This window comes from Phormidium tenue FACHB-1052, assembly GCF_014696675.1.
GTDB classification, from domain to species: Bacteria; Cyanobacteriota; Cyanobacteriia; order Phormidesmidales; family Phormidesmidaceae; genus Nodosilinea; species Nodosilinea tenuis_A.
Window position 1 is genome coordinate 38,074 of sequence record NZ_JACJQN010000023.1, and the last position, 24,627, is coordinate 62,700.

A 24,627-nucleotide genomic window follows, 5' to 3' on the forward strand; every position below is an offset into this window, starting at 1 on the left:
TAGTGATAATTCTGGAGATGGGTCGTGGTGTGGGTGCTCTCGGCAATCGGTGCAGAGTACGGATGCCGCCCTGGCGATCGCCCCGTTTAGCTGCTAGCCGGGGCTGGCCGGGGGCTGTGGGCAACGTTGGGGCGCTGCCGGGGGGTGACAAACAGGCGCTGCATCGCCTGGGTGCGATCGCTACTGGTTTCGCCCGCCGCCACCGTCCACAGGGTGTCGTAGAAGAAGAATGAGACCCCAGCAAAGCCCATGCCTCGGGCTGTCTGCACCTGCTGCTGAATCAGCGCCATGGGCACGGGGCGATCTTTCAAGCCGCTGAGAATGCCAATGCCGGTGGGAATATGGCGACGGGCCTGCTGCAGGGCGCGATCGCGGAGGGCGTTGCGAAAGCTGGCCAGGTTATCGCGGTAAATCTGAACGACTAGCTCTTCGATGTACCCCTTTTCTCGCCAGCGGGGCCAGTCTTGGAGGTGGTGGGTATAGGCAAAGGTGGCCGGGTTGGGTGAAACCGATAGCACCGCGCTGGGGCGTCGCGCTTTGACCGTCCAAAACACGCGATCGACCAAGGCGGTGATTTTGTCGGCCCGCCAGCGCGTCCATTCGGCGTCGTAGGGGTTGGCGGGTGGGGCCTGGCCACGGTGCTCCTGGCGATAGAGGTTGATGGTGTAGAGGTCGTAGCCGTAGGCCACCGGCAGGCTGAAGTGATCGTCGAGCTGTAGCCCATCGACCTCGTAGTTGGCCATCAGCTCGGCCACCAGGTCGAGCATGAACTGCTGCACCTCTGGGTGAAACGGGTTGAGCCACACCCGGGGGTGTCTGCCCTCCTGCTCTAATCTCGCAGCGGGCAGGGCTCCCTGCTTTTGGGTCAGCCAGTCGGGGTGGCGCAGCGCCAGGGGTGAGTTGGCCGGGGCCATGAAGCCAAACTCAAACCAGGGAATCACGGTGAGGCCGAGGTCTTTGGCGGTTTGCACCAGGTTGAGCAGCAGGTCGCGATCGCCCTGGGCTGCTTCTAGAGCCTCATTGCGCCCCTGGTTTTCTAAGTCGGGATAGAGACCCTGTTTGTAGCCCGTCGCTCGTTCCGCCACCTGACTGGGGTAGAGGGTATAGCCCCAGCTCCACACCGCTGGGTAGACGGTGTTAAAACGGTTGGTGGCGAGCTGTTGTAGCGAGTCTCTGACCCCTTGCTCTGAAAAAAGCACCTGACTATCGACATTGGTCAGCCAGACTCCCCGAATTTCAGCGGGTGGGTTAGCAATAGCCTGCGCTGGCAACAACCCGATCGCACCTTGAGCGACCCAGATCCCTAGGGCGGTCAATACAGCGAGGCCCAAATAGCAAAACCGTCTCATGGCATTTCCCAGATAGCCCTGTGGGCGTTTTTATACTCATTACCAATTGCCAATATTTCGGCTTGATTTTTTGAACTTGTCAGCCTGATATTCAACTGGTACACCGGTTTGAGAAACGATTTAGAAAATGGCCTAGGCGCTCCTGGCGGGAGGAGACGTGATGGCGAGAAGGTGCTGGGGGCGCGATCGCAGCCAACCCAACCAAGATTCTGCGAGTTCATTGCGCCGTCGCCATCGGTCTCCTATGCCAGGGGTCTGGCCAAGGGCGGGTTAGTCGGCCTGGCGCTGCACGATGGCCGTAAGTTGATCGGGGTCAAGAATGGTGATGTTACCGCCCCGCTGGTAGGCCACCGCGCCCTTGAGCTGTTTGAACAGGCGCACACATTCTTCGTAGGTGATGCCAATGCTGCGAGCGATTTGGTAGTGGGTGAGGTGCGATCGCAGCCGTTGCCCCTCGGGCACCGCCTCCGTACCGGCGCTAGCGGCAAAATACTCCAGGTAGTGAATCAACCGCACGATCGCCCGTTCTGACACCAGGCCATGCACTCGGTTGTGCAGATGCTGAAGCCGCTGGTTGAAGATGCCCAGCAGGTGTAGCGCTAGCTCTGGCGCTGCCTGAAACCCCCTCAGCAAAGCGTCTCGCTCGATGGTCAGCACCGCAATCGGCTCCATAGCGGTGGCGGTGGCCGGAGCCTGACCATCGCCAAACAGGGCCGGGGCCGCAAACACCTCATCGGCCCCCAGCAGCCGCAAGATCGTCTCTTTGCCTGACTCAGAGACTTTAGTCAAGCGCAGCGAACCCGCTGCCAGTAGGTAGAGGCAGGCGGGCAGGGCATCACCCTCTTGAAAGACGGTCTCATCGGTGGCGTAGGTTTTGAGGCGGCTGTGGGTGGCAAGCTGCGCCAGCAGCGGCAGGTCTAAGTCTTTAAATAGGCCAATTTTCTGTAGCTGCTGGGCATCGACCGGCATGGGTGAGGTAACTCAGAGAACGTCGGGCCTCACTCAACTATACCGATTCTCTAGCTCCATGCTGGACGAGCTGCGATCGCCCCTAAGCCCTGTAACACAAGCATCTTGAAGAATTGGAGAAAATGAGCGCCACCTTTTAGGGCGTTTATGAGCTACCTCATAACCAGCCCAAGCCGACTCTGCCACAGTGGAGACATCCCCTTCTGGTCAACGCTATGACGGCACCACCGCTCAATCTCAAAACCGCTCCTGGCCATGAGGTGCTAGCCGCAGCAGGCAAAAAGATCCTGCGCCCCGGCGGGCGGGGAGCCACGGAAACGCTGTTCACCTGGGTTGACTTTCAACCCGGTGACACGGTGCTAGAACTGGCCGCCAGCTTTGGCTACAGCGCCATCGCCCTGGCCCAGCGCTACGGCGTCAAGGTCGTCGGGATCGAAAAAAATTCTGAGAGTGTGGTTCGCGCCCGCGCCAATGTAGCCGCAGCGGGCCTGGGCGATCGCGTAGACATCCGCGAAGGCGATATTTTTCACCTAGAGCGAGTTCCTGAGCAGTTTGACTACGTGCTGGGCGAGGCAATTTTGTCGATGCAGTCGGCCCCCGCCAAGGCCAAAATTTTGCAGGGGGTGGGCGATCGCCTCAAACCCGGCGGCCAGTTTCTCAGCCATGAAATGCTGGCCCAAGGTGCCCGCATTGACGACATTTACCGCGAGCTGGCCACCACCATTCGCGTCAACACCGCCCCCCTGAGCGAGGCGGGCTGGCAAGCGGCCTCTGAGGCGGCGGGTCTAACCGTGCAGCAGCACCAAACTGGCCCCATAGCCCTGCTCAACCCGCTGCGCATCATCCAAGAAGAAGGCCTGGCTACCTTGCTCAGCCTGGGCTGGAATGTGCTCGTGCATCCGCCCATGCGGCAGCGCATTTTGGCGATGCGACGGGTGTTTACCGAGTACGGCGACGACCTGGGCTACATCATCCTGCGCGCTGCAAAACTGAATCATTCTCCCCAGGGCCAATGTTCTTTCTTGAAGGTCACTATGACAACCACAATTCTCTCGCTTCAGCCAACTTTTACGCATCTGCAAGAGCACATTGAGTATCCTAAAGCAGGCACGTTGAGCAAAGTGCTGTTGCAAGACCAGGTCTGTCAATACACGCTCTTTTGCCTGGCGGCAGACACCGAAATTTCAGAACACACCTCCACCCGCAATGCCGTTGTTCAGTGCCTCGAGGGCCAAGGGGTGTTGACCCTAGAGGGCAAGGATATTGCCCTAGAGCCGGGGGTATTTATTGTGATGCCCGCCAACGCGCCCCATGCTCTGAAGGCGATCGCAAACCTGGCCTTTTTGCTCACCCTGTCGAAGCCCTAGGTCAAGGCCAACCTTCAACAACCCGCGTCCCCTAGCACCGGAATTTCTGTCGTTTCGCCGTTTTGCTGAAGTTGCAGGGTGCCTGTTACCGAAACCGACTCAATTTCTCCCGGTTCACCCTGGGTGACATCAACGTGCAGCTTAATGGCGTCATCTGGGCTGGTAAAGGTTTGCGAGGTTTGTTGGCCATAAAACTCATTCCCCGATGCGGCGGTGCGGCGAAAGCGGATAAATTCGCCATTGAGTTTCATCAGGGCCACAGCATCGGCTGAGGGTTGAGCCAGCCCGTTAAAGAAGAGATATTCCGGCGATCGCAGGCCATCCTCCCGGTGCCACAGCGTCATGCCGCAGCCACCCCCATCCTGAGCAAACAGTTCGTCGAGGGTAAATCGATCAATCGCCGGGAGTGTGGGGTTATCAGCAGGGTCGCTCAGCACCGATGATGAGGGGGGTTGGGGCCGGTCGGCCACTGGGGTGCAGGCCAAGCCCACGGGCACCATGATCAAAACCAGCAGCAGGGATGGTAGTTGTTTCATCACTGGGTCACCTCACGCTAGATGGCATCACTCGAAACGGCTGGGGACTCTCACAAGTGATCGGGGTTGATAGACTTTTGATCCTAAATCCTTCTTGACTATCGCCGATTTAGCAGGGCGAATGCAATCGAGCCTCTGGCTCTGCTATGCCTACATTGCTACGATTTGGTCAGGGTCACGCGATTCTGATAGGAAAGCCCAATGCCGCCCTGGCATGGTGTCTAAGGTGGGCTATAAATATGGTTACGTCAGGGTTTTTGTTTGCGTTCTGCTCTAGCTGCCTTGAGTTCTTTGCTCTTTAATTCGGCTGCTTGATAAGCATTCACGTAGTCTTTTCCCCCTAGCATCACGTCACCGTAATACTCGTAGGGCGGAGCACCATAAATCGGCAGTGGAGGATCGTCTGGGTAATCTTCCCGGGCCTCTTCAACAGAGGCTTTTAAAGCCTTGATGCTGAGGCGTTGGGCAGGAAAGTAGTAGATGTCTTGCCGGGCTTTATTTATATGCGGTAGCGTCGGGTCGATAATATCGTCACCCAATTCAATCCAAGCGTGTTCGATCGGCTCATACTGCCCGTTATTCAAAACCACAAACCCTTGGACGTAGGTCGCTCCAGTCAGTGTCAGCACAGCTCGATGGGTGTTGTCAAAGGGAGCGCCTGCTTTGCTTTTGATTTGTTCAAAAATTTCGATGGAAAGGGGTTCATTCAGGGTTGGGGGCATTGGGCGTGAATTTTAGAGGCGCTACTGCCGATCGTAAGCATCTGCGCGGCGTATGTCTATTGCCGCTAGACCGATGTTCAGGTCGTTGAGTAGGTGCTAGCGCTAAAAGGCTCAGCCGTAGCGGGTTGGGGAGTGCGATCGCAGCCACAGGGCCTGGCCCATCGGCAAGGTAGACGAGGTTCCCGCAGACACCTCTACTCTGACCACCTGCACGGCCAAAGGAGCCAGCGAGCAAGTCGTGCACAGTTTTCAGGCAAGGCAGGGTACCCACCAGCCCCCAGTGCCGTAGCCGATATCACCACCGCCGTCGAGGCGCTAACGATGCGCCGATCAACACGGTGCCGGCCCTGCTAACGGCTGCTGAAAATACCAGCCTTGCGATCGCCTCCATCTCCATCAGCGACCCTGAAAATGCGGTCGGGCAGACCATTGCCAGTGAACTCGCCAGCGTTCAATTAGCGGTTGCCAATGGCCAGCTGAGCATTGGTAATCTCAACGGAGCCACGATTTCGAGCGGGTTAGCCAACTGACGTGGCCAGATGGGTGGCACTTTAGGTCAGGTCAGGTCATTTATTGGGAGTTCTCACCAGCTCATTATTAGGCCTGGTAGGGTGACCTAAGTTGAGGAGCTGAAGTACCTTAATCGTTCATCTGAAAACACGTTTGGGGTGACCGAAATCGACGCGGAAGACAGCTTGGTTAGTTCACGGTTCAACCGCTTCACTCCCCTCTGACAGTTCAGTCACCACCGCATCTAGCTCTGTTTCTAGCTGCTCGATAGTGGGTAGGTTGGCCTTGAGTTGATCTGGCAGGCTGTGGGTAGTGACAGCGATCGGGGTGTTGACGTTGCGTAGGGCATATTCAGCAATCGTCTTATCCTTTGATTTACACAGCACAATGCCGATAGTCGGCTGGTCATCGGAGTGGCGCAGCAGGTCATCCACCGCCGCGACGTAGAAGTTCATTTTGCCGGTGTACTCAGGCCGAAATTCTGTCACCTTCAAGTCAATGACCACATAGCACCGCAGCTTGAGGTGGTAGAACAGCATGTCTATGAAGTACTCGTTGCCCGAGACTTCCAGGCGATACTGGCTGCCGACGAAGGAGAAACCAACACCCAACTCCAAGAGAAAATCTCTGATTCTTTCAACCAGGGCTTTTTCCAGCTCTCGCTCTTGGGTTGCGGATGTCAGATTGAGAAAGTCGAAGTTGTAGGGGTCTTTGAGCAGTTGTTGAGCGAGATCGGACTGTTCAGGCGGTAGGGTGCGCTCAAAATTGGTAATAGCACCGCCCTGACGCTGGAATAGGTTGGATTCTATCTGCATGACGAGAATATTCCGACTCCAGCCATTCTTAAGGCTGCCTTGGGCATACCAGAGCCGTTCAGCGGGGGCTTTTAACTTATCTAATAGAGCTTGATTGTGGTACCAGGGAATTTGTGCAAGCACCTCCTGCACAATTGTCTGGTCTGGGTAAGCTTCGGCAAACGCCCGCATGTATTTGAGGTTGCGCGGTGAAAACCCCTTCATTTCGGGGAACTCCCGCTTCAAGTCCTTGGCGAGGCGGTCAATGACCTTTGTCCCCCATCCTTCCTGCTGCTGACGGGCGAGAATTTCCTGCCCCATCTGCCAGTACAGGATGATCAACTCCTGATTAACAGCGAGAGCTGCCTGTACCTGCGCTTGACGGATGCGTGTTTTGAGGTCTTTGAGAAAGACGTCATAATTATCGGCAGGGAATAGAGAATTGTCTGGCGGCAAGGGACTTTTCCTCCGTTTGCAGGCACCCTATTATCAGGCTAAGACGGCAACGAGCTATAGGGCTTTTGTTGATCGGGACGGTAAAGGCTATGACCCAGCTAAGCTATGACCCAGACCAATGGCAGGAGCTGTTCTGGCAGCGGGGCGATCGCTATTACTGGTGCGCTCTACGCCAGAACCTATTTGGTGAGTGGGTACTGCTGCGCAGGTGGGGTGGACGCCGAACGGGCAAGGGTGGCCAGTGTGAAACCCTATGCGCCGACCTTGAAGAAGGCCATCGGCTGATACAGGATATCCTCAAACGTCGTCGCTATCGAGGGTATGTGCTGAATTAGAGGTCAGGCATACATCTCATGATGTCCAGACGGCGACCACTCTAAATGTCGATTAATCGATTAATCAGCCAATCGATTAACTGATTAAGCATTATTTTTCTGCACCCATTGTTCTAACAGTTCGGCTACCAAATCTGAGAAGTCTTTATCATCATCCACCAGTAGCCGCTTCACGCTCTTATTTAACTCAATGGGAATGTAGGCCCCCACCTGAATGTAGTTAGGGTCAGAGCGCTTGCCGGTGGCTTTGCGCTGCTGTTTCTTCGGTTCCTTTTCCGGGATTGGAGCCGCTTTCCCCTTTTCTCGCTTCTGGGCCAATCGGTCAAACATGTTTGCGGCATCAGGCACGGCTTTCAATCTCCTTCGCTAGTGATTCGTACTCTCCCCAAGCGATGCGGCCAAAGCGATCGCCCGTCTCATATACAGGCACCCCGACTAGGGCCGCTTTCTCATAAGCGGTTAAGCGCCTAATCATTTGATTAAACACTGGGATGCTTAATCGGTTAAACGTTTCTTTGGCCTGGGTAGCGGTGCCCTTTTTGCGACTGTCAACCATCGTGAGCACCACCCCGTAAGAGGTCAGGTTTTGTAGGTTATCGACGGTGGCTAGCAAGGCCTCTAGGGCCAAGGCATCGGGGGTGGAAGGCAGCACCAGCAGATCGCACCCCTCGGCCAATGCCTGTAGCTCGTCTTCGTCGGGGTGAGCCTCGGTATCGACAATGACGTGCTCTTTGCCTCTAGAAGCTTTTGCCGCCGACATCAGGCCGCATACCTGAAAAGGAAGTGTTCCCCGCTTTGACCAAGAAAGGGATGAGCGGTTGGGGTCGCCATCTACCAGCAACGTCTTGTCAGACTTTTTGGCAAAGTAGCAGGCCAGGTGCACGGCAGTGGTGGTTTTGCCAACCCCGCCTTTGAATCCGGCAACGGTAATAATCATATGCTTATTCGATTAATCAGTTGGCCAGCTAATCAGCTAATTGTTTAATCGCTTGACTAGCCAGTCAAATCTTATCGCTTTATCGATGGGCTGAATAAACGCTTAATCAGTTAACTGATTAAGCGGATCAGTAGTTAATCGGTCAATTGATTTTGAGAATAGGGCTGAGGTGCTAGGGAACTCGCTGTAGCGCGTACAGCCAACAGTAGAGGGTAGGTCAATCTGATCTGAGCGATGTCACTCATTCTAGAGTTGATTGACTAATCGCTCAATCGATTAACTGATTAACCACTTAACTAAAAGTTTGGTAGAGATCGCCTAGGCTGTACTCTGTCCTTAGCAAGTGCCATGGGTTAATGCAACTGATCGGCGGTTCCGGTGGAGGAGAGGGTAGATTGTAGAGGATTCATCTAAAGCTGCTGTCGAAATCTTGGAAATTTAGTCGCCCTCATCCAAATCCTCTGATTCCCAGAAGGCTAGCCATTCATCTTCTGACGGGCCCCAGAACCTCAGCCATTCAGGCTCTATGGCTGAGACCTGCTGTGAGCTGCCCCTAGGGCGCTGGGCAACAGATGCGCACGACTCAAAGTCGGGGCATCGTTGCTGCTCTGGCCCAGTTGGATGCACCGCACAAACCAGGTAAGGACTGCGCGCGTTGAAACGACAGCTCCGGCATTGCCGCGTAGGGGAGAGGTTGAAAGAAACGTTGATCATTGCTAAGGCACAGCTACTGTCTATGCGAATCGCTAGGCCAATTTTAGAGCCCTCACCTAGTTCGGAACCCATGTCAGGCTTTGCTATTGGGGACTTTTGAGTTCTGTAAGTGACGGGGGTCACAGTTTACCGGAAGATTGAGGGACTTTGGGTGCAAACCAAGTTCTGATGAATATGACCAGGAAGTTTGCCCACGGCCTTGGGTCTAAGGCACTGTAGGGAAGGCAGCCGCCGCTCCTTCTAACACAGTCAACTTATAGCTAACTTCATATAACGAAACTGCCCCCGGTGCCTTGTGCACTGGGGGTTATTTAATGGGCACACCCTAAAGCATTGGCCGGGTTGGGTAGCCCACTATTAAATCCATGGATATCTGACCAGGACCTTATCTTGATCGCCCAACCGGAGCCTTAGTTTTGAGTAGGACAAGCACTTACCTGCTTAATCGATCATCCAGAACAAATAGTCTTTTCGCTGCCGAAAGCCTGGCCGCTTACCTGATTAATCGATTAAGCATTTGAGTGGTCAATAAAAACTCTCATTGGCAAAGGCGTGTTGAGGATGTTAGCTCGACTTTATCCATTTTGATCCAAACAGGAAAGCAGCAAGCAGAATTCAGATGAGGGTCTGAGGAGCTTGCTGCAATGGAATACATGTCGATGATGATAGCGTTTGCGCCCTTGTTTTCACAGCGGGTGTGGCCTCAAGCGCTAACGCTGGTGATGGGAGCGGTGTTGGCTCCTGGGAAACGGACGGTGAGCCAGGTTTTGCGAGTGATGGGGTTAGCTGACGAGCCTCAATTTCAGCGCTATCACCGGGTGCTGAATCGAGCCGTCTGGTCTTCCCGGCAGGCGAGTCGGCGGTTGTTGTCCCTGTTGGTGAGCACCTTTGCAGCTGAAGGAGTCGTTGTGATGGGTCTGGATGACACCATTGCACGACGGTGGGGCAAGCGGATTGCAGCGCGGGGGATCTATCGAGATGCGGTGCGCTCCAGTGAGGAGCATTTCGTCAAGACCAGTGGACTGCGTTGGCTCAGCTTGATGCTGTTGGTGCCCATTCCCTGGGCACAGCGAGTCTGGGCCTTACCCTTTTTGACCGTGCTTGCGCCTTCGGAACGCTATAACCATCAGCACGGGCGTCGGCACAAAGCCTTGACCGATTGGGCCAGGCAGATGCTGGTTCAAGTCCGGCGCTGGTTGGGAAATCGGTTCATTGTGGTGGTGGCCGACAGCAGCTTCGCCGCTCTAGACTTTTTGTGGTCCGTGAGCCATCGGCCCAATCCGGTTCACGTCATCACTCGACTGCGCTTAGATGCCGCCCTTTATGAACCCGCTCCGCCCCGGAGTTCCCACACCATGGGCCGGCCTCGCAAAGTCGGGCAACGCTTACCTACCCTAAAAACCCGGTTGGAGGATTCCACAACCCGCTGGCAGTCCCTCACCCTGGAGGGCTGGTATGGTCATCAAACCGACACCTTAGGGTGGGTCTCCCAAACCGCAGTGTGGTGTCACACCGGACTGCCCCCTGTCCCCATTCGATGGGTTTTGGTGCGTGACCCCCTGGGCAAGTTAGAGCCTCAGGCCTTTCTCTCTACGCATCTGGAGGAGACCCCCGCTCAAATCTTGCAGTGGTTTCGGCAACGCTGGCAAGTCGAAGTCACTTGCTAGAAAGTTCGGGCTCATCTAGGTGTCGAAACCCAGCGACAGTGGGCTGACTTAGCTATCCTACGCACCACACCTGCCCTACTCGCACTCTTCTCCCTCGTCGTGATCCTTACTCAGCGTCTGCACCCACAATTTGCATTCCCCCTATCTCAAACCGCTTGGTACACGAAGCAACGCCCGACCTTTGCCGATGCCTTGGCCTTTGTCCGCCGCTATTTGTGGGCTTCCCGACTTTTTCAGACATCACGAGATGACGCTGACTACGTTAAAGTCCCTCGCTCTATCTTCGATACCTGGACCGAGTTACTCTGCCATGCCCCTTGATTGGATAAAGTCGAGCTAAGCGATTTGAGGAGGTCTGCCTTGTCAAGGCATTGCATTGTTGAGGAGCTAGATGAAGGGAAACTCTCACGTCTGGTTCTGAAGACGAGCCGTTGAGACGACAGCGGCTTAGTTTAACGTGCTGGCTTGTGCCAGTTGTCTCAAAGCCTGATGTCGCCGTTCTGCCGACCAAGTCGCAGCCAAATCGCTTGATTGACTTGGATGCTTTGTGTAGAGAGGGTTTTCGCAGGAGATGCAGCTGCGGCATGGTTGCGGCGCAGGGCAACTAAGCAGCTTGGTCGGAATTTCTCCCAAGTGCCGGAGCCTTAGCTTTCCTTCCACCAGACCGAAATGGTTCCGGGTTGATGAGGTTTGTAAAGATAATCTTTGCGATCGCGGCTAGAGTTAAACCGAGATATCTATGCCCACATCAGCCGCTAGAACAAAACCTGGCAACTCGCTGAGGTTTGTCGCTGAACGTTTCGATTGTCTCGCTCGCGGACAATGCAATAAGATTATCGTCATTTATGGTGTATTCCTTCATTGGTTATTTTGCTTTATCCATCAGAATACACCCTTCCTTTTTCCCCCTCTATACACTGGAAATCAACATAACTCGTAGCGAGGTTTTTCCTGCTGATATGCACACCCCATAGTTTCAAGCAGGTGGATATCGGCTATCTACAAGGCAATGACAGAATTAGGCTACTGATTTAGCAGTTTTAACTGAATCGCAAGGCCACCATTTTGGAAAACGCTCACCTGATCCCTCTTATTGACTGGGGCGAGGCTCCAGATGTCTCGGTTTTCTTTGGGCGCGAGACAGAGATTACTACCCTTTCGCAGTGGGTGGTTGACGATAGCTGTCGCCTGGTGGCGGTGCTGGGGATGGGCGGCATGGGCAAAACTAGCTTAACGGCCAAGCTAATAGAAACCTTAGTCGAATCTCAAAGCTGTGCGTTTGAGCGGATTATCTGGCGATCGCTGCGTCATGCTCCAACTCTTGATGAGCTGCTCGAAGATCTGGTGGGGTTTGTCTCTGGCCAGCGCGACACCCGTGGCACGCTAAAACAGCTGCTCTATTGGCTGCGGCAGAGCCGATGTCTGCTGATGCTCGACAACATGGAAACCCTTTTACACGAAGGGGAGCGGGCTGGCTATTTTTGCGATGGTTATGAAGACTATGGCGACCTGCTACAGCTCGTGGCAGAAACGCGCCACCAGAGCTGTGTGGTGCTGACTAGTCGAGAGAAGCCCGCTGTGGTGGGCACGTTGGAAGGCAGTGGCTTGCCGGTGCGATCGCAGCTGCTGGCGGGTTCTCCAGAGGCAGCTATGGCTCTGAGCGAGGCTAAAGGGTTGGCCGGCTCAACCGAAGAAAAGCGCCTGCTGGCCAATCGCTACGGCAACAGCCCCCTGGCCTTAAAAATTGTCGCCAACTCCATACAGAGTCTATTCGATGGAGAAATAGCGGGGTTTCTGGCCGAAGACACCGTCATTTTTAACGGTCTGCAGCGGCTTCTCGATCAGCAATTTCGGCGGCTGGCTGAGCTAGAGCGCACGGTCATGTACTGGCTCGCCATCAACCGCGATTGGACCTCAATTTCTGAGCTGGTCGCCGATATTCAGCCTGCGGTTTCTCGGCCTCAGCTCCTAGAGGCGCTAGAGTCGCTGCGGGGGAGAAGCCTGATTGAGACCCAGGCGGGGCGCTACAGCCAGCAGCCCGTGGTGATGGAATACGTGAGCGATCGGCTGATTGAGCAGATTACCCACGAATTGGCCAGTGCCGATCTGGTGCTGTTTTTGCGTCACGCCCTGATCAAAACCACAGTCAATGACTATCTCCGCGACAGTCAGCTGCGACTAATCTTGCAGCCGATCGCCCGTCAGTTTAGCCAAGCCTTTAGCGCTGAAGCGGCCCAGGAGCAGCAAATCCTGCTGTTGTTAACGGTTTTGCGCCGCTGCGAAGCTCAGATGCCGGGTTATGGGGGCGGCAATCTAATCAATCTCTGCAGCCATCTCGGCGTTGACCTGACTGGCTACGATTTTTCTTACCTCAGCCTGCGCCACGCGTATTTACCCCACGTCACGCTGCACCGGGTCAATTTTACCCAGAGCCAGTTCATCGATGCCGTCTTTAGCCAGACCTTTAGCAGCATTCTATCGATTGCCTATAGCCCAGACCGCACGCTGCTGGCCGCCGGGGACAGCAGTGGGGATCTGCGGGTGTGGCGACTGACTGATGATCAACTGCTCTTGACCATATCGGGGCACACCGACTGGGTCAAGGCGATGGCGTTTAGCCCCGACGGACATTACCTGGCCAGCGGCGGCGACGATGCCATGATTCACCTCTGGGATGTCGCTACCGGCCAGCTGATGCAAACGCTCTCGGGCCACACCAACTATGTGCAGGCGATCGCGTTTCACCCCCAGGGATGGCTGGCCAGCGGTAGCCACGATGGCACGATTAAGTTTTGGGATACCCACGCTGGCCAGGTTTTGCAAACCCTACCTGGGCATCGGTCGCCGGTACGGGCGGTGGCGTTTAGCCCCGACGGCAGCTATCTGGCCAGCGGCAGTTCTGATCGCACTATCAAGCTGTGGGACTCGGCGACGGCAGCCTGTCTAGCTACCCTGGAGGGCCATAGCGATCGCGTTTGGACCCTGGCCTGGCACCCTGACGGTAAAACCTTAGCGAGCGGCAGCTCAGATACAACAATTCGGCTATGGGATGTGGCCACCCACACCTGCTACCAGATTTTAACGGGTCATTCTCACCCTGTTCTCGCCGTGGATTTCAACGCTGATGGTGATCTGTTGGCCAGCAGCAGCGCTGGTCAGACGATCAAACTTTGGCAGATACCTTCGGGCACCTGTCTGCGCACCCTGCAAGACCACCACGACTGGGTATGGGCCTTGGCCTTTAACCATCAGCAGTTGGCCAGCGGGGGAGACGACCAAACCCTCAAATTTTGGGACGTGCAGACCGGCCAGTGCCTTAAGACTCTGCGCGGCTTTACCAACCAGATCTTTTCGGTGGCCTTTCACCCCCATCAGCCCTGGCTGGTAAGCGGCAGCCTAGACGGCTTGGTGCGCCTTTGGCACCGGCAAACCGGGGAAACTCTGGCCACGCTGGTGGGCCACCGTCTCTGGGTGCGCGCTACCCGGTTCAGCCCCGATGGCCGCACCTTGGCCAGCAGCAGCACCGATAAAACCATTCGCCTGTGGGATGTGAGTGCAATCGCCCAGCCCCAGAGAGAAAGAATTAGCCAAATCCTGCGGGGGCACACCGACTCTGTGCGGTCTCTGGCCTGGGAGCCTACCAGCCAACGGCTGGCCAGCGGCAGTGCCGACGGCACCATTCGTCTGTGGCAGGTGAAGACCGGTCAATGCCTGCGGGTGATTTCGGGTCACACCAACACGATTCGCTCAGTGGCCTGGAACCCAGTGCAGCCCCTATTAGCCAGTGCCGGGGATGATGAAACCCTGAGGCTGTGGGATACCGAGACTGGTCAGCAGATTCGACTGTTGCAGGGCCACGACAAGTGGTTGCTTAGCGTCGCCTGGCACCCCAACGGCCAGTGGTTGGCCAGCGGCAGTGCCGACCAGACCATTCGCCTTTGGGATAGCGACAGCGGCGAACTGTTGCAGATCTTTAGGGGCCACCGCAGCCAGGTTCAATCAGTTACCTTTAGCCCGGTAGAGCCGATTTTGGCCAGCGCCAGCGGCGACTCTACAATCAAACTCTGGCACATCGAAACCGGCACGTTGCTCCGCACCCTGAATGGCCATACCAACCAGGTGCAGTCCATCGCCTTCAGTGCTGACGGTCAAACTCTGGCCAGCAGCAGCAACGACGGTACGATTAAGCTCTGGCACTGCGCCACGGGTGAGGAGGTGCAATCGCTCCAGCCCGAGCGCCCCTACGAAGGTATGACCATTGCCGGAGTGCAAGGGCTTACTACCGGTCAGCTGGCGGTTCTCAAAGAATTAGGGGCCGTCGATCACGCCTCGCTCCCTGCACCAGCCCAACCCGCTGGGGGCGATTCGCCCTGGGAAACTGCCGTCAACTTTCCCAGCCACCTCACCGGCTACGATCCCACTCTGGGCTGGAGAGGGCCTGTCGCTGAGTCCTCAATTATCGGCGCAGCCTTGACCCCAGAGCCGCCAGAGGTGAGTGGAATCGCCTCAGACCTCGATTTCCCGGTGCCCAGTCTACAAATACAGCTCTTAAATAGCTTTAGCCTGCGCTACGAAGGTGAGGCTGTGGCTGTCACTAATGAGCGATCGCAGGCCCTGCTGGCCTATCTGGTGCTTCATCCTCAAGGCCCCCACAGCCGCCAGCAGATGACCTACTACCTTTACCCAGATCTAGGTGAGGCCCAGGCCCGCACGGCCCTGCGCAAGAATCTTTACAACCTGCGGCAGGCACTGCCTGAGCCAGACTCGTTTTTGCACATTGAGGCTCAGGTGGTGCAGTGGAGACCAGAATCTAGCTTTAGCCTTGATGTGGCTGCCTTTGAAGCCGCCCTAGACCGCGCCGAGACTGCTCCGACCGAAGCCCGATCTAATCAGCAGCATGACCTGGAAGCGGCGATCGCCCACTATACCGGTGCCCTGCTGCCCCAGCTAGACTACGAATGGCTAACACAGGCCCGAGAACGCCTCCACCAGCGCTATCTGGAGGCACTAGCTCGGCTGCTTGATTTGCTTCAGCAGCAGCAGCAGTACCCCCAGGCTATTCGCTATGGCCAGTTGTTGCTGCAAACCGACCCCCTGCGCGAATCGACCTACCAAGCGCTGATGCAGCTTCACCGGCAGAATGGCGATCGCGCCACGGCCATTCAGATTTACCACCAGTGCATGCAGGTCTTGCAGGATGAGTTGGGCCTTGACCCCAGCGCCGACACTCAACGGATTTACCAAACCCTGCTGCAATAGGCTAGCTCCACAGCTATACCCATCGCTCCATGGCTTGGTAATTAGGAGCTTCTGAAAACGTTCCAATGTGGGGACATTTAGATTTTGCAACATTCCGACTGAACTGTCTGGATTGAACTGGTGACGGCGAAACGCCCTTTTGCCAATACATTTACCCCTAGTTCAACTGATAGAACGCTGCTGGAACGCTTTGGAACGGTTTAGTAACGCCTCGACCTTTAGGGTAGAACCAACCTGATAGATGACTCAGTTCGATAGCTACACCTGAACTGACTTATTTAGCCCCCAAGGAGCCAAATTTATGAAACGTTTTGCACTGTCTATACTCGCTGCCTCTGCTGCTGCGATCGCGATTGTTCCCATTGCCTATGCGGTTGACTTCGATCAGCTGCGCCGCGAAAACCTCGAGAAAAGTGCCGTTGATTTCGACCGCATTCGTCGCGAGAACCTGAACAAATCTAACGCGGTTAACTTTGATCAGCTGCGCCGGGAAAACCTCGAGAAAAGTGCGGTTGATTTCGATCGCATCCGTCGCGAAAACCTAGATAAGTCCAACGTGGTCGATTTTGATCGGCTGCGGCAGGAAAACCTTGAAAAAAGCACCGTCAATTTTTATGGACTGCAGCGAGGAAATCTAGGACTCGTCTTCACTTACTAAGTTGTGGTTCTGTAGATGACCCATGGCCTAAGCAGCGTCCCCACCTCCTGGCTGGGGGCACTGCTGATCTCCAACCTTACCGCGTAAGTTCAGAACGAGTATTTCAAAAAACTTGGTACCAGAATCCCCAACCAGCACTGTGGGGCAACAACTATTCCGGAGAACTATCCGATGAAGAACACAAACTCTGAATTCAAAATTATGGGTCTGAACCATGTCGCGCTGGTATGCAGAGACATGCAGCGCACGGTCGATTTTTACACCCAGGTGCTGGGTATGAAGCTTGCCATAGCTTTTGACCTCCCGGCAGGTATGGGACAGCACTTTTTCTTTGACATAGGCGAAAACGAATACCTGGCATTTTTTTGGTTCACCGAAGCCGCTGAACGACAAGCTGGGATTTCAAATCCTCGCGGAAACCTCAGCTTAGAAACTGCTTTGAACGATCCTATTTCCGTAACCTCATCCCACGGTTCGATGAATCATTTTGCCTTCAATATTCCTGTGAAAAAAATCGAAGAATATCGGCAAAAGCTGATTGAAAAGGGTGTTGAGGTTAGCCCGGTCATGCACCATGACAACTCGCCGATGCAGACATCGGAGGAGATCAATGAACATACCTGGATTAGCTCTATCTATTTTAAAGATCCAGACGGCATCATGCTTGAATTTGCCGGTTGGCATCGAGATATAGACCCGATATATGGGGATACCGCAAATTGCAAGGCTGCAACCCCAGCGCAGATTGAAACCTATCGAGCAGTAGGTAGAGCCTTTGCGAAACAGATGGAAGCAGCAAAAACTGCTTAAAAAAGTAACTCCGTTGAGAGCGTATTTAGAGTTCGGAGAATCCCCCATTTTCTGCATGCGCACCCAACATTGATGGCTTTTCATTCATACAACAGGGAAATTTGATCATGGTACTTATTACGGGTAGCAACGACAGCGACTTTGGCACCTCTGGCCTGGGCGATCTGCTCGGCACCGATGAGGCCGACACAGTTTTTGGATTGGATGGTGACGACCTGATCGCCAGCCTCGGCGGCAACGATACGCTGGTAGCTGGTGCCGGTGATGATTCGGTTTTCGGCGGCGATGGCGACGACCTAGCCTTCTTAGGCGATGGTGACGACCTCTTTGGTTGGAACCCCGGCGAAGACAATGACACCATCGAAGGCGGCAACGGCTACGACACTATGCTCTTCAACGGGGCCAATGTTGATGAGCAGATTGACATGTCTGCCGTGGGCGAGCGGCTGCGCTTTTTCCGTGACATAGCCAACGTGGTGATGGATACGAACGACCTGGAGCAGGTGGACTTCAACGCCCTGGGTGGAGCCGATACCATTACCATCAACGACCTGACGGGCACTGACGTCAAGCAGATCAACCTCAATCTGGCCGCCGCTGGCTCAACTGCCGGGGATGGGGCCACCGATACCGTTATTCTCAATGGCTCAGGTAATGGCGATGCCGTCAAGGTCAGCGGGGTTGCTGGTAAAACCACTGTCAAAGGCCTAGCCGCTCAGGTTGACATTACGGGCGGCGATGGCGATCGCGATCGCCTCGTCATCAACCCGCTGTCGGGGTTAGATGAGGTCACCATTGATGACCTGACCGGGGCCGGGTTGCAGACCGTCGAAGTTAACCTGGCTGCCCTGGGCTCGACCGCCGGGGATGGCGCACCCGATCTCATTACCCTCAACGCCTCTAATCGAGATGATGTTTTGAATATCAGCGGGGTTCCAGGCAGCGTTACGGTTTCAGGATTAGGGGCGGAGGTCAAAATCTTGGGGGCCGATCTGGGGAGCGATCCGCTGGTCGTCAATGGCCTGGCTGGTGACGATACCATTGATGCCACCAATCTCTCCGCCGGATCGATGCAGCTTCTGCTAGATGGTGGCAAAGGGGATGATCTGCTGATTGGCGGCGCTGAAGACGATACGCTGCTGGGCGGCGACGGCAACGACTTCGTCGATGGCAAGCGCGGCGACGACAAAGCTTTTCTGGGCGCTGGTAACGATGCGTTTCTCTGGAACCCTGGAGAGGGAAACGACACCATCGATGGCGGCACGGGTTATGACACGATGCTCTTCAACGGCTCCGGTGCCAATGAAACCATCGACATGCTAGCCAACGGCGAGCGATTCACCTTCCTGCGCAATGTCGGTGCCGTGGTGATGGATACCATCAACTTGGAGCAGGTAGACTTCCGAGCCTTTGGGGGAGCCGATACCATCAATATCAATGACCTGACCGGCACCGATATTGAGCAAATCAACCTAAATTTGGGCATTGCGGGCACTGCTGGGGGCGATGGCGAAATCGACACCATTACCGTCGCGGGTTCAGACCGTAACGATGTCATTCGCATCGCCAACTCAGGTCACGATGTATTGGTCTCTGGGCTAACCGCCGACGTTTCGATCTTTCGGGCCGATGCCAGCGATCGCCTGCTGGTATTCGGCGGTGACGGCAACGATCAAATCAAAGCCGACCACCTCGGTTTAGACCGCATGCAGCTCACCATCGACGGGGGCGCAGGCCACGATCACCTCGTCGGCAGCGTCAACAGCGACACTCTGCTCGGTGGATGGGGCGACGATACCCTGATCGGTGGCAAGGGGGCAGATACCCTGACGGGGAACGAGGGCAGCGACTCCTTCCGCTTTGACCACTTAGATCAGGCGGGCGACACCATTACTGACTTTGTCGTTGCTGACGATCAGATTCTGATTCGGGCGGCGGGCTTTGGCGGTGGGCTAAATGCCGGTGCGGCAATTTCAGCCAATCAGTTTGTGTTGGGTGCCGCCGCCGCCGATGGCAGCGATCGGTTCATCTACAACAACACCTCCGGCGAGCTGTTCTTTGACCGCGATGGCACCGGCAGCCATACCCAGGTGCTACTGGCCACCCTAAGCGGTGCGCCGACAATTAGCAACGCCGACATTGTTGTGGTTTAAGCCACCTTGGTTCATGCCGGGGGCATAGCTCCCAGCATGAACCTCCTAACAGAAGATGAATTTTGAATACAGACAAAAGGAGACCCCGATGGCCCCCACCATCTATGCAGAAATGCACACCCAATCAGTTGTGCTGGCCGTAGAAGCTAATGATGTCAGTCCTGAACTTGTTCAGCAGGATTTATACTTCGGTCGCAATATCGCTGGTGGCGGTAAAGTGTCAGAGGCCGATTTTCAGGCGTTTATTAATGCCGAAATTACCCCGCGATTCCCCGACGGGCTGACGGTCTATGATGCCAATGGGCAGCTCCTAGACAGCACCGATAGCCTAATTCAAGAACCCAGCCAGGTGGTTACCCTCATCTTTGAGAATACCCTAGAGAACCAGGCAGAAATCGATCAAATTATCGAAGCCTACAAGCAGCAATTTCAGCAGGAATCAATTTTAGAAGTCGTCAATGCCGATCATATCAAGGTCGGGTTTAATGAAGCAGACGACCTGATTGAGAATGACCCGATTCCAGAGGTGATTCAACAAGATCTGTACTTTGGGCGCAATATTGCTGGAAGTGGAAAAGTCTCAGAGGCCGAATTTCAGGCGTTTATTGATGCCGAAATTACCCCACGATTCCCGAATGGGCTAACGGTCTACGCTGCCGATGGGCAGTTCTTAGATAGCGCCGGGATTTTAATACAAGAACCCAGCCAAGTGGTCTCGCTTATCTTTGAAGATACGGTAGAAAATGAGCAGAGCATTGATCAGCTTATTGCTGCCTACAAGCAGCAGTTCCAGCAAGAATCGGTTTTAGAGATCGTCAACGAAGCCGTTAAAGTAGGCTTCGGCCAATCGGAAGATCTGATCGACAACGATCCGATTCCAGAGCTGATTCAACAAGATCTGTACTTTGGCCGCAACATTGCCGGGGGTGGCGAAGTCTCAGAGGCAGCCTTTCAGCAGTTCTTAGATCAGGAGATTACCCCGCGATTTCCCGATGGTCTCACAGTTTATGATGCTGATGGACAGTTTCTCGACAGCACAAATACTCTGGTTAAAGAGCCTAGCAAAGTTGTCTCGCTCATCTTTGAAGATACCGTAGAAAATGAAGCAGCGATCGATCAAATTATCCAGGCCTACAAGCAACAATTTCAGCAGGAGTCGGTTTTACAGGTTGTTGACGAAGATATTCAGGTTGCCTTCGACACTGACACAATCTTTCTAGGCGATCTAAACAATAAATTCGACGGGTTTGAAGACTCCGACGGCATCATTGATGGCCAGGGCGGCAACGATCGCATCCGAGGCTTAAGTGGAGATGACCTGCTTCGCGGAGGGATAGGTCACGATTGGCTCAGTGGCAATGATGGCGATGATATTTTGCTTGGAGAAGACGGCAACGACATCCTAATTAGCGGTAAAGGAATCGACACGTTAACCGGTGGCGAGGGGCATGATTCATTCCGCTTTAACAATTTGCATCAAGGGGGCGACATCATCACTGATTTTGCTACCCAAAGCGATCGCATCTTAATTCGAGCAGCAGGTTTTAATTGCGAATTAAAAGCTGGTGCCCCCATTTCCCCAGATCAATTTAGCTTGGGCATAGCCGCTACCGACTGCAAAGACCGCTTTATTTATAACCCTCTATCGGGAGAATTATTCTTTAACCCCGAGGGTAATGGCTGCCAAGCCCAAGTGCTGCTAGCCACGCTGAGCGGTGCACCCGATCTGAGTAATGCAAACATCGTTGTGGTTTAGGCGATCGCGGGGTAGAGGTTAATGTGCCATCCTGCCCTAAGAAAGACAGTTTTAAGCCATCCCCTAGCCACTAACATCCCCTAACTAGAAGAGTAACCACCGTGATTCACCACATTTCAATTGATGCTCAAGAGCCCCTGCGGGTTGCTAGTGCCTTAGCCGATATCTGGAAAGGCGAGGTCTATAAGTTTCTGGTTCCCGATAGTTTTCTAGTCATGCCCTTTAACAACTTTGGTACCCACATTGTGGTGTTCAAGCAAGGGGATATCTGGGTTCCGGGACCTGACACCCAAGGGGCCAAAATTCGTCAGACTTCACCAGCTCAGTTTGTGGCTTCCCATGCTGCTATTTCGGTGCCTACTACCTCCAAGCAAATTGAGCAGATTGGGCAGCGCGAGGGATGGCGGGTGCTTGCTCGTATCCGAGGCGATGTTGTTCCCTTCAGCGTAGTTGAATTTTGGGCCGAAAATCGCATCCTATTTGAGTTTATGCCACCAGAGTTTGTGCCCCAGTACTTGGAAGCTATGCAGCCCGAGTCGATTCGAAAAATGATGGGCCAGCCCATTTATTTTATGGCAGACAATACTCAAGCTGCATCAGCATAAACTGGCTGTTCAAATCTTTCTGAAAAGTCAAATCTGACTAGAAATTCTCACTTTGAAGAAGTTCTAGTCAGCACAATTATAGTCCAGTTGTTTATCAGAGCGGGATTCGCTTTATAGCCACCATGAATAATTTACCGCTAGAGCTAGTTAGTCATTATTTCTGTCCTTTTGTACAACGTGCGGTCATTTTACTGCTTGAGAAGGAGATTCCCTATCAGTTAACCCATATCGATTTGGCCAACAAGCCCGATTGGTTTCTTGAAATTTCTCCCTTGGGGAAAGTTCCTGTGCTGAAATTGGGATCTGAAGTGCTGTTTGAATCGTCTGTTATTTGCGAGTACTTAGACGAAGTTACACCAGGCTCACTGCATCCCCAAGATTCTCTCGAAAAAGCAAAGCACCGCGCCTGGATTGAATTCGCCTCCAGTACCCTTGTAGTCATGTATGACTTCTTAAATGCACATACAGAAAAGGTTTTTGAGCAAAAGCACCAAGAGCTAATGGGTAAGCTGACATGGATCGAGAGAAGCCTGAATACACCTTATTTTGGGGGTAAGAGTTTCTCACTGGTAGATGCCGCCTTTGCACCCATGTTTTACTACTTCGACGCCCTTGATGAGATTGCTGACTTTGGCCTAGCAAAGGCTCCAAAGGTGAATGATTGGAGACAAATTCTACAGTCACATCCTTCTGTTCAGCGTGCTTTTTCTGAAGATTATTCTCAGAAACTGCTGCTGTTGTTAGATCAGCGCGACTCACATTTATCCAGATTGGCACAGCAATCTAAGGTTCTAAGCAAATAAGCCAATGATTGAAACTAAAAACCTCCAGCTACATGCCGTCAAGCAGATTCACATAGAACTTTTTTGGCGCAATAGGGATGAGCTCGCAACTCTCCTACAGACCGCCCTACCTACGGATTGGCCACATTTTCCGCATGCCTTCTCTCTTAGTGAAAACAAGCCTGCCGACTCCAGCTTAGGGTTGCCTCACTGGCGCGGATATTTCTTTATCTGGCCAGCCGGTAGAATACTGGTCGGCAATGGGGGATTTAAAGGCCCTCCCAGCCAATTAGGGACGGTGGAAATTGGGTACGAAATTGCCCCCGAGTATTGGAATCGCGGATTTGCGACCGAGGCAGCCCAGGGAATGATTGATTACGCTTTTGCGCAAAGCGAAGTGCAAACGGTTATAGCCCATACCCTGGCAGAAAAAAATGCCTCAAATCGTGTACTGCAAAAAGTAGGCATGGAGTATAGCACTGAGGTAGATAACCCCAATTTAGGCAAAATACACCGTTGGCAGATCAGCAGAAAGGAATGTACGCCATGACTATTCAACCTTTTGATACTGTTCTTCAGTTCTGGTTTCCTGACCAACTTAACCAGGGGCAGGCGGCCATCGTTCGCCAGTGGCAGTGGTGGTTTCGGGGTGCCATAAGCGCCAGCGAGAACGAGCGTTTTTTACCGCTGCTAGAGCAGGCGATTCGAGGTGAACTTGACAGATGGGCTGAGAAACCGCGATCGCGCCTAGCGCTCATCATTCTTCTGGATCAGTTGTCTCGAACGATCTATCAAGGCACAGCCCAGGCCTACGCCCAGGATTCAAAAGCCTGCCTACTCGCTTTATCAGGCATCGATATCGGCCACTACGCTGCCCTAAAAACACCCTGGGAAAAAACGTTTTTCTTGCTGCCGCTAGGACATTCTGAAGAGGTCAAAAATCTAGATTTGGCCGTTCAATTGGCGGATGATCTGGTGCAAGAGTCCCTTCCTGACCACCGCGAATTGCTGGCATTTTCTGCCTCCCAAGCACGCGCCCATCGAGAGGTAGTTGCCAGGTTTGGACGACAGCCCCACCGCAATGCTGCGTTGGGACACCGCTCAACCCCTGAAGAACTCAACTACATAGCAACCGGCCAGCTTGTCCATACCCGTTCAATGCCGCCTCATCTGTCTGCATTGCTCAGTGAGCAATGACAGGGATAGCAACGTCACATCACCAATCAAGTTTGTCATTATAGAGAGCGAATGCAATGGATTTCTCCCACGGTTTTCTCCTGTTTTACACGGTGCTGATCTGTTACAACCTCGGCACTATCTGGCTGGCGCAGCTTGTGGTTTATCCTCTTTTTGCCAAGGTTGGCCCAGACGAATATGTCACATACCACAAGTTTTATTCCAGTCGCATACCGCTGCCGGTCATCATTCCAGGTTTTTCCTGCTTTCTTGTGCCCATAGCATTAATTTTTTTGCGTCCCGAATCGGTGCCTCTGGGATTAGCCTTGGCCAACGCGGCCTGCGGTCTGTTGGGGCTTTGGGTTACGGTAGCGCTGGAGATTCCGCGCCATGCTCGGCTGGAGCGGGGCGGCAAGCAGCCTGAGGTCATTCAGGAGTTGATCCGCTACAACTGGCCGCGAACACTTAGCATTTCTGGTTCCGCTATCTTTACTGTTGCTATGTTGATGACGGCGTTCTTACCAGCTTGATTAGGTAGTAAAACAAGATTATTGCGTAATTAGATGTATAAGTTGTGATGTTTGATATTGGGCTTACTCATATAGCGCTCCCTGCCAAAGATATTGAGCAAAGCATCAAGTTTTTCTCCACATATGCTGGATGAAAGCCATTCACCGTCGCATTGACGCAGAAGCAGGTGTAGCTGTTGTGTGGCTTTCGGATCTCACTCGCCCTTTTGTAATTGTTCTCATTCAAATGACACTGCTGGGCGGTAGTTGAGGTGACTATCGATCAAACTGAGTGCTCAATGGCCTTAACCTGCTAGATGCTTGTGGGGTGAGTAGTTGCCTGCGCGCGCAACTAGCCGGGTTGCCTACATCCTCTCTTCCGACCGAAGGTAGATCAGAACAAAGCCCCCGGCGCTAGCCAGGGGCAGAAGTAAAATTCCATTTACGCCAAACAGCTTACCCCTGCTACCATCCCTGCCGACAAGGGCACCTTAGGCAGACAGCGGGCAGGAGTCCCAAATCGTAGATGCAGTTTGAGAACCAATCCCCACCGGCACCGCTGG

The 24,627-nt window shown here is 54.0% G+C and carries 22 protein-coding genes and 1 pseudogene; 15 read left to right on the top strand and 8 right to left on the bottom strand.

Features of this window, described 5'->3' with window-relative positions; all coding sequences use genetic code 11:
• Positions 1 to 86: 86 nt before the first annotated feature.
• Together H6G07_RS23595 and H6G07_RS23600 are read right to left on the bottom strand one after the other, a co-directional pair.
• The gene (locus tag H6G07_RS23595) at positions 87 to 1,349 is read right to left on the bottom strand and encodes a glycoside hydrolase family 10-like protein (RefSeq protein WP_199312390.1); all 1,263 of its coding nucleotides are present in this window, start codon (positions 1,347 to 1,349) and stop codon (positions 87 to 89) included.
• A gap of 270 nt (positions 1,350 to 1,619) precedes the next feature.
• Complete coding sequence (locus H6G07_RS23600; RefSeq protein WP_073610773.1) at positions 1,620 to 2,318, bottom strand: Crp/Fnr family transcriptional regulator; 699 nt, start codon at positions 2,316 to 2,318, stop codon at positions 1,620 to 1,622.
• 215 nt (positions 2,319 to 2,533) lie between these two features.
• Here H6G07_RS23600 and H6G07_RS26560 point away from each other — a divergent pair.
• A pseudogene (locus H6G07_RS26560) lies at positions 2,534 to 2,995 on the top strand (SAM-dependent methyltransferase); the annotation flags it as partial.
• Positions 2,996 to 3,352: 357 nt separating this feature from the next.
• The gene (locus H6G07_RS23610; protein ID WP_084173607.1) at positions 3,353 to 3,685 is read left to right on the top strand and encodes a cupin domain-containing protein; all 333 of its coding nucleotides are present in this window, start codon (positions 3,353 to 3,355) and stop codon (positions 3,683 to 3,685) included.
• Positions 3,686 to 3,699: 14 nt separating this feature from the next.
• On the opposite strand, the gene H6G07_RS23615 is transcribed toward H6G07_RS23610, so the two are convergent.
• Entirely contained in the window at positions 3,700 to 4,221 is a 522-nt protein-coding gene (locus H6G07_RS23615; protein ID WP_073610772.1) for a hypothetical protein, read from the bottom strand.
• A 248-nt stretch (positions 4,222 to 4,469) separates the two neighbouring features.
• The gene (locus H6G07_RS23620) at positions 4,470 to 4,943 is read right to left on the bottom strand and encodes a hypothetical protein (protein ID WP_073610771.1); all 474 of its coding nucleotides are present in this window, start codon (positions 4,941 to 4,943) and stop codon (positions 4,470 to 4,472) included.
• Positions 4,944 to 5,281: 338 nt separating this feature from the next.
• Between H6G07_RS23620 and H6G07_RS23625 the strand changes: the two genes are divergently transcribed.
• Positions 5,282 to 5,473 (top strand): hypothetical protein, encoded by a 192-nt coding sequence (locus H6G07_RS23625; protein WP_073610770.1) that lies wholly within the window; start codon positions 5,282 to 5,284, stop codon positions 5,471 to 5,473.
• Between the two features lie 174 nt (positions 5,474 to 5,647).
• Here H6G07_RS23625 and H6G07_RS23630 read toward each other — a convergent pair whose 3' ends face one another.
• Positions 5,648 to 6,703, bottom strand: a complete 1,056-nt coding sequence (locus H6G07_RS23630) for a PDDEXK nuclease domain-containing protein (RefSeq protein WP_073610769.1) — start codon at positions 6,701 to 6,703, stop codon at positions 5,648 to 5,650.
• A gap of 89 nt (positions 6,704 to 6,792) precedes the next feature.
• Between H6G07_RS23630 and H6G07_RS23635 the strand changes: the two genes are divergently transcribed.
• Positions 6,793 to 7,038, top strand: a complete 246-nt coding sequence (locus tag H6G07_RS23635) for a WGR domain-containing protein (protein ID WP_073610768.1) — start codon at positions 6,793 to 6,795, stop codon at positions 7,036 to 7,038.
• Between the two features lie 84 nt (positions 7,039 to 7,122).
• Here H6G07_RS23635 and H6G07_RS23640 read toward each other — a convergent pair whose 3' ends face one another.
• The 3 genes from H6G07_RS23640 to H6G07_RS26565 form a co-directional block, all read right to left on the bottom strand.
• Positions 7,123 to 7,395 carry a hypothetical protein gene (locus H6G07_RS23640; RefSeq protein ID WP_199312392.1) on the bottom strand — a complete coding sequence of 91 codons (273 nt, stop codon included), beginning with the start codon at positions 7,393 to 7,395 and terminating at the stop codon, positions 7,123 to 7,125.
• Positions 7,379 to 7,975 carry a ParA family protein gene (locus H6G07_RS23645; protein WP_073610767.1) on the bottom strand — a complete coding sequence of 199 codons (597 nt, stop codon included), beginning with the start codon at positions 7,973 to 7,975 and terminating at the stop codon, positions 7,379 to 7,381. Before H6G07_RS23645 ends, H6G07_RS23640 begins: the two co-directional genes overlap by 17 nt.
• A gap of 438 nt (positions 7,976 to 8,413) precedes the next feature.
• The gene (locus H6G07_RS26565) at positions 8,414 to 8,761 is read right to left on the bottom strand and encodes a DUF6464 family protein (RefSeq protein ID WP_338420727.1); all 348 of its coding nucleotides are present in this window, start codon (positions 8,759 to 8,761) and stop codon (positions 8,414 to 8,416) included.
• Positions 8,762 to 9,333: 572 nt separating this feature from the next.
• Between H6G07_RS26565 and H6G07_RS23650 the strand changes: the two genes are divergently transcribed.
• From H6G07_RS23650 to H6G07_RS23700, 11 genes are all read left to right on the top strand, one after another.
• A complete protein-coding gene (locus H6G07_RS23650; RefSeq protein WP_199312394.1) occupies positions 9,334 to 10,356 on the top strand; it encodes an IS701 family transposase in 1,023 nt (340 codons plus the stop codon).
• A gap of 1,065 nt (positions 10,357 to 11,421) precedes the next feature.
• Complete coding sequence (locus H6G07_RS23655) at positions 11,422 to 15,615, top strand: WD40 domain-containing protein (protein ID WP_073610766.1); 4,194 nt, start codon at positions 11,422 to 11,424, stop codon at positions 15,613 to 15,615.
• A gap of 301 nt (positions 15,616 to 15,916) precedes the next feature.
• Positions 15,917 to 16,273, top strand: a complete 357-nt coding sequence (locus H6G07_RS23660) for a hypothetical protein (protein WP_073610765.1) — start codon at positions 15,917 to 15,919, stop codon at positions 16,271 to 16,273.
• A 171-nt stretch (positions 16,274 to 16,444) separates the two neighbouring features.
• Positions 16,445 to 17,083: a VOC family protein gene (locus tag H6G07_RS23665; RefSeq protein WP_073610764.1), complete on the top strand. Its 639-nt coding sequence runs from the start codon at positions 16,445 to 16,447 to the stop codon at positions 17,081 to 17,083.
• A 107-nt stretch (positions 17,084 to 17,190) separates the two neighbouring features.
• Positions 17,191 to 19,236, top strand: coding sequence for a calcium-binding protein (locus H6G07_RS23670; protein WP_073610763.1), 2,046 nt, complete (start codon positions 17,191 to 17,193; stop codon positions 19,234 to 19,236).
• Between the two features lie 88 nt (positions 19,237 to 19,324).
• Positions 19,325 to 20,992 carry a DUF3574 domain-containing protein gene (locus H6G07_RS23675; RefSeq protein WP_171973094.1) on the top strand — a complete coding sequence of 556 codons (1,668 nt, stop codon included), beginning with the start codon at positions 19,325 to 19,327 and terminating at the stop codon, positions 20,990 to 20,992.
• A gap of 101 nt (positions 20,993 to 21,093) precedes the next feature.
• Positions 21,094 to 21,597 (top strand): hypothetical protein, encoded by a 504-nt coding sequence (locus H6G07_RS23680; protein WP_073610762.1) that lies wholly within the window; start codon positions 21,094 to 21,096, stop codon positions 21,595 to 21,597.
• Between the two features lie 122 nt (positions 21,598 to 21,719).
• Positions 21,720 to 22,400, top strand: coding sequence for a glutathione S-transferase family protein (locus H6G07_RS23685; protein ID WP_073610761.1), 681 nt, complete (start codon positions 21,720 to 21,722; stop codon positions 22,398 to 22,400).
• A 4-nt stretch (positions 22,401 to 22,404) separates the two neighbouring features.
• A complete protein-coding gene (locus H6G07_RS23690) occupies positions 22,405 to 22,929 on the top strand; it encodes a GNAT family N-acetyltransferase (protein WP_073610760.1) in 525 nt (174 codons plus the stop codon).
• Entirely contained in the window at positions 22,926 to 23,576 is a 651-nt protein-coding gene (locus tag H6G07_RS23695) for a DUF924 family protein (RefSeq protein ID WP_073610801.1), read from the top strand. The genes H6G07_RS23690 and H6G07_RS23695 overlap by 4 nt, the downstream gene beginning before the upstream one ends.
• Before the next feature lie 56 nt (positions 23,577 to 23,632).
• The gene (locus H6G07_RS23700) at positions 23,633 to 24,085 is read left to right on the top strand and encodes a hypothetical protein (RefSeq protein ID WP_073610759.1); all 453 of its coding nucleotides are present in this window, start codon (positions 23,633 to 23,635) and stop codon (positions 24,083 to 24,085) included.
• Positions 24,086 to 24,627: the final 542 nt, after the last annotated feature.

Coding starts and splice junctions, on each gene's coding strand:
- H6G07_RS23650 (WP_199312394.1), top strand. CDS start 9,334: ATGGAATACATGTCGATGATGATAGCGTTTGCGCCCTTGTTTTCACAG.
- H6G07_RS23700 (WP_073610759.1), top strand. CDS start 23,633: ATGGATTTCTCCCACGGTTTTCTCCTGTTTTACACGGTGCTGATCTGT.
- H6G07_RS23615 (WP_073610772.1), bottom strand. CDS start 4,221: ATGAAACAACTACCATCCCTGCTGCTGGTTTTGATCATGGTGCCCGTG.
- H6G07_RS23660 (WP_073610765.1), top strand. CDS start 15,917: ATGAAACGTTTTGCACTGTCTATACTCGCTGCCTCTGCTGCTGCGATC.
- H6G07_RS23620 (WP_073610771.1), bottom strand. CDS start 4,943: ATGCCCCCAACCCTGAATGAACCCCTTTCCATCGAAATTTTTGAACAA.
- H6G07_RS23610 (WP_084173607.1), top strand. CDS start 3,353: ATGACAACCACAATTCTCTCGCTTCAGCCAACTTTTACGCATCTGCAA.
- H6G07_RS23690 (WP_073610760.1), top strand. CDS start 22,405: ATGATTGAAACTAAAAACCTCCAGCTACATGCCGTCAAGCAGATTCAC.
- H6G07_RS23695 (WP_073610801.1), top strand. CDS start 22,926: ATGACTATTCAACCTTTTGATACTGTTCTTCAGTTCTGGTTTCCTGAC.
- H6G07_RS23685 (WP_073610761.1), top strand. CDS start 21,720: ATGAATAATTTACCGCTAGAGCTAGTTAGTCATTATTTCTGTCCTTTT.
- H6G07_RS23645 (WP_073610767.1), bottom strand. CDS start 7,975: ATGATTATTACCGTTGCCGGATTCAAAGGCGGGGTTGGCAAAACCACC.
- H6G07_RS26565 (WP_338420727.1), bottom strand. CDS start 8,761: ATGGGTTCCGAACTAGGTGAGGGCTCTAAAATTGGCCTAGCGATTCGC.
- H6G07_RS23635 (WP_073610768.1), top strand. CDS start 6,793: ATGACCCAGCTAAGCTATGACCCAGACCAATGGCAGGAGCTGTTCTGG.
- H6G07_RS23595 (WP_199312390.1), bottom strand. CDS start 1,349: ATGAGACGGTTTTGCTATTTGGGCCTCGCTGTATTGACCGCCCTAGGG.
- H6G07_RS23675 (WP_171973094.1), top strand. CDS start 19,325: ATGGCCCCCACCATCTATGCAGAAATGCACACCCAATCAGTTGTGCTG.
- H6G07_RS23665 (WP_073610764.1), top strand. CDS start 16,445: ATGAAGAACACAAACTCTGAATTCAAAATTATGGGTCTGAACCATGTC.
- H6G07_RS23670 (WP_073610763.1), top strand. CDS start 17,191: ATGGTACTTATTACGGGTAGCAACGACAGCGACTTTGGCACCTCTGGC.
- H6G07_RS23600 (WP_073610773.1), bottom strand. CDS start 2,318: ATGCCGGTCGATGCCCAGCAGCTACAGAAAATTGGCCTATTTAAAGAC.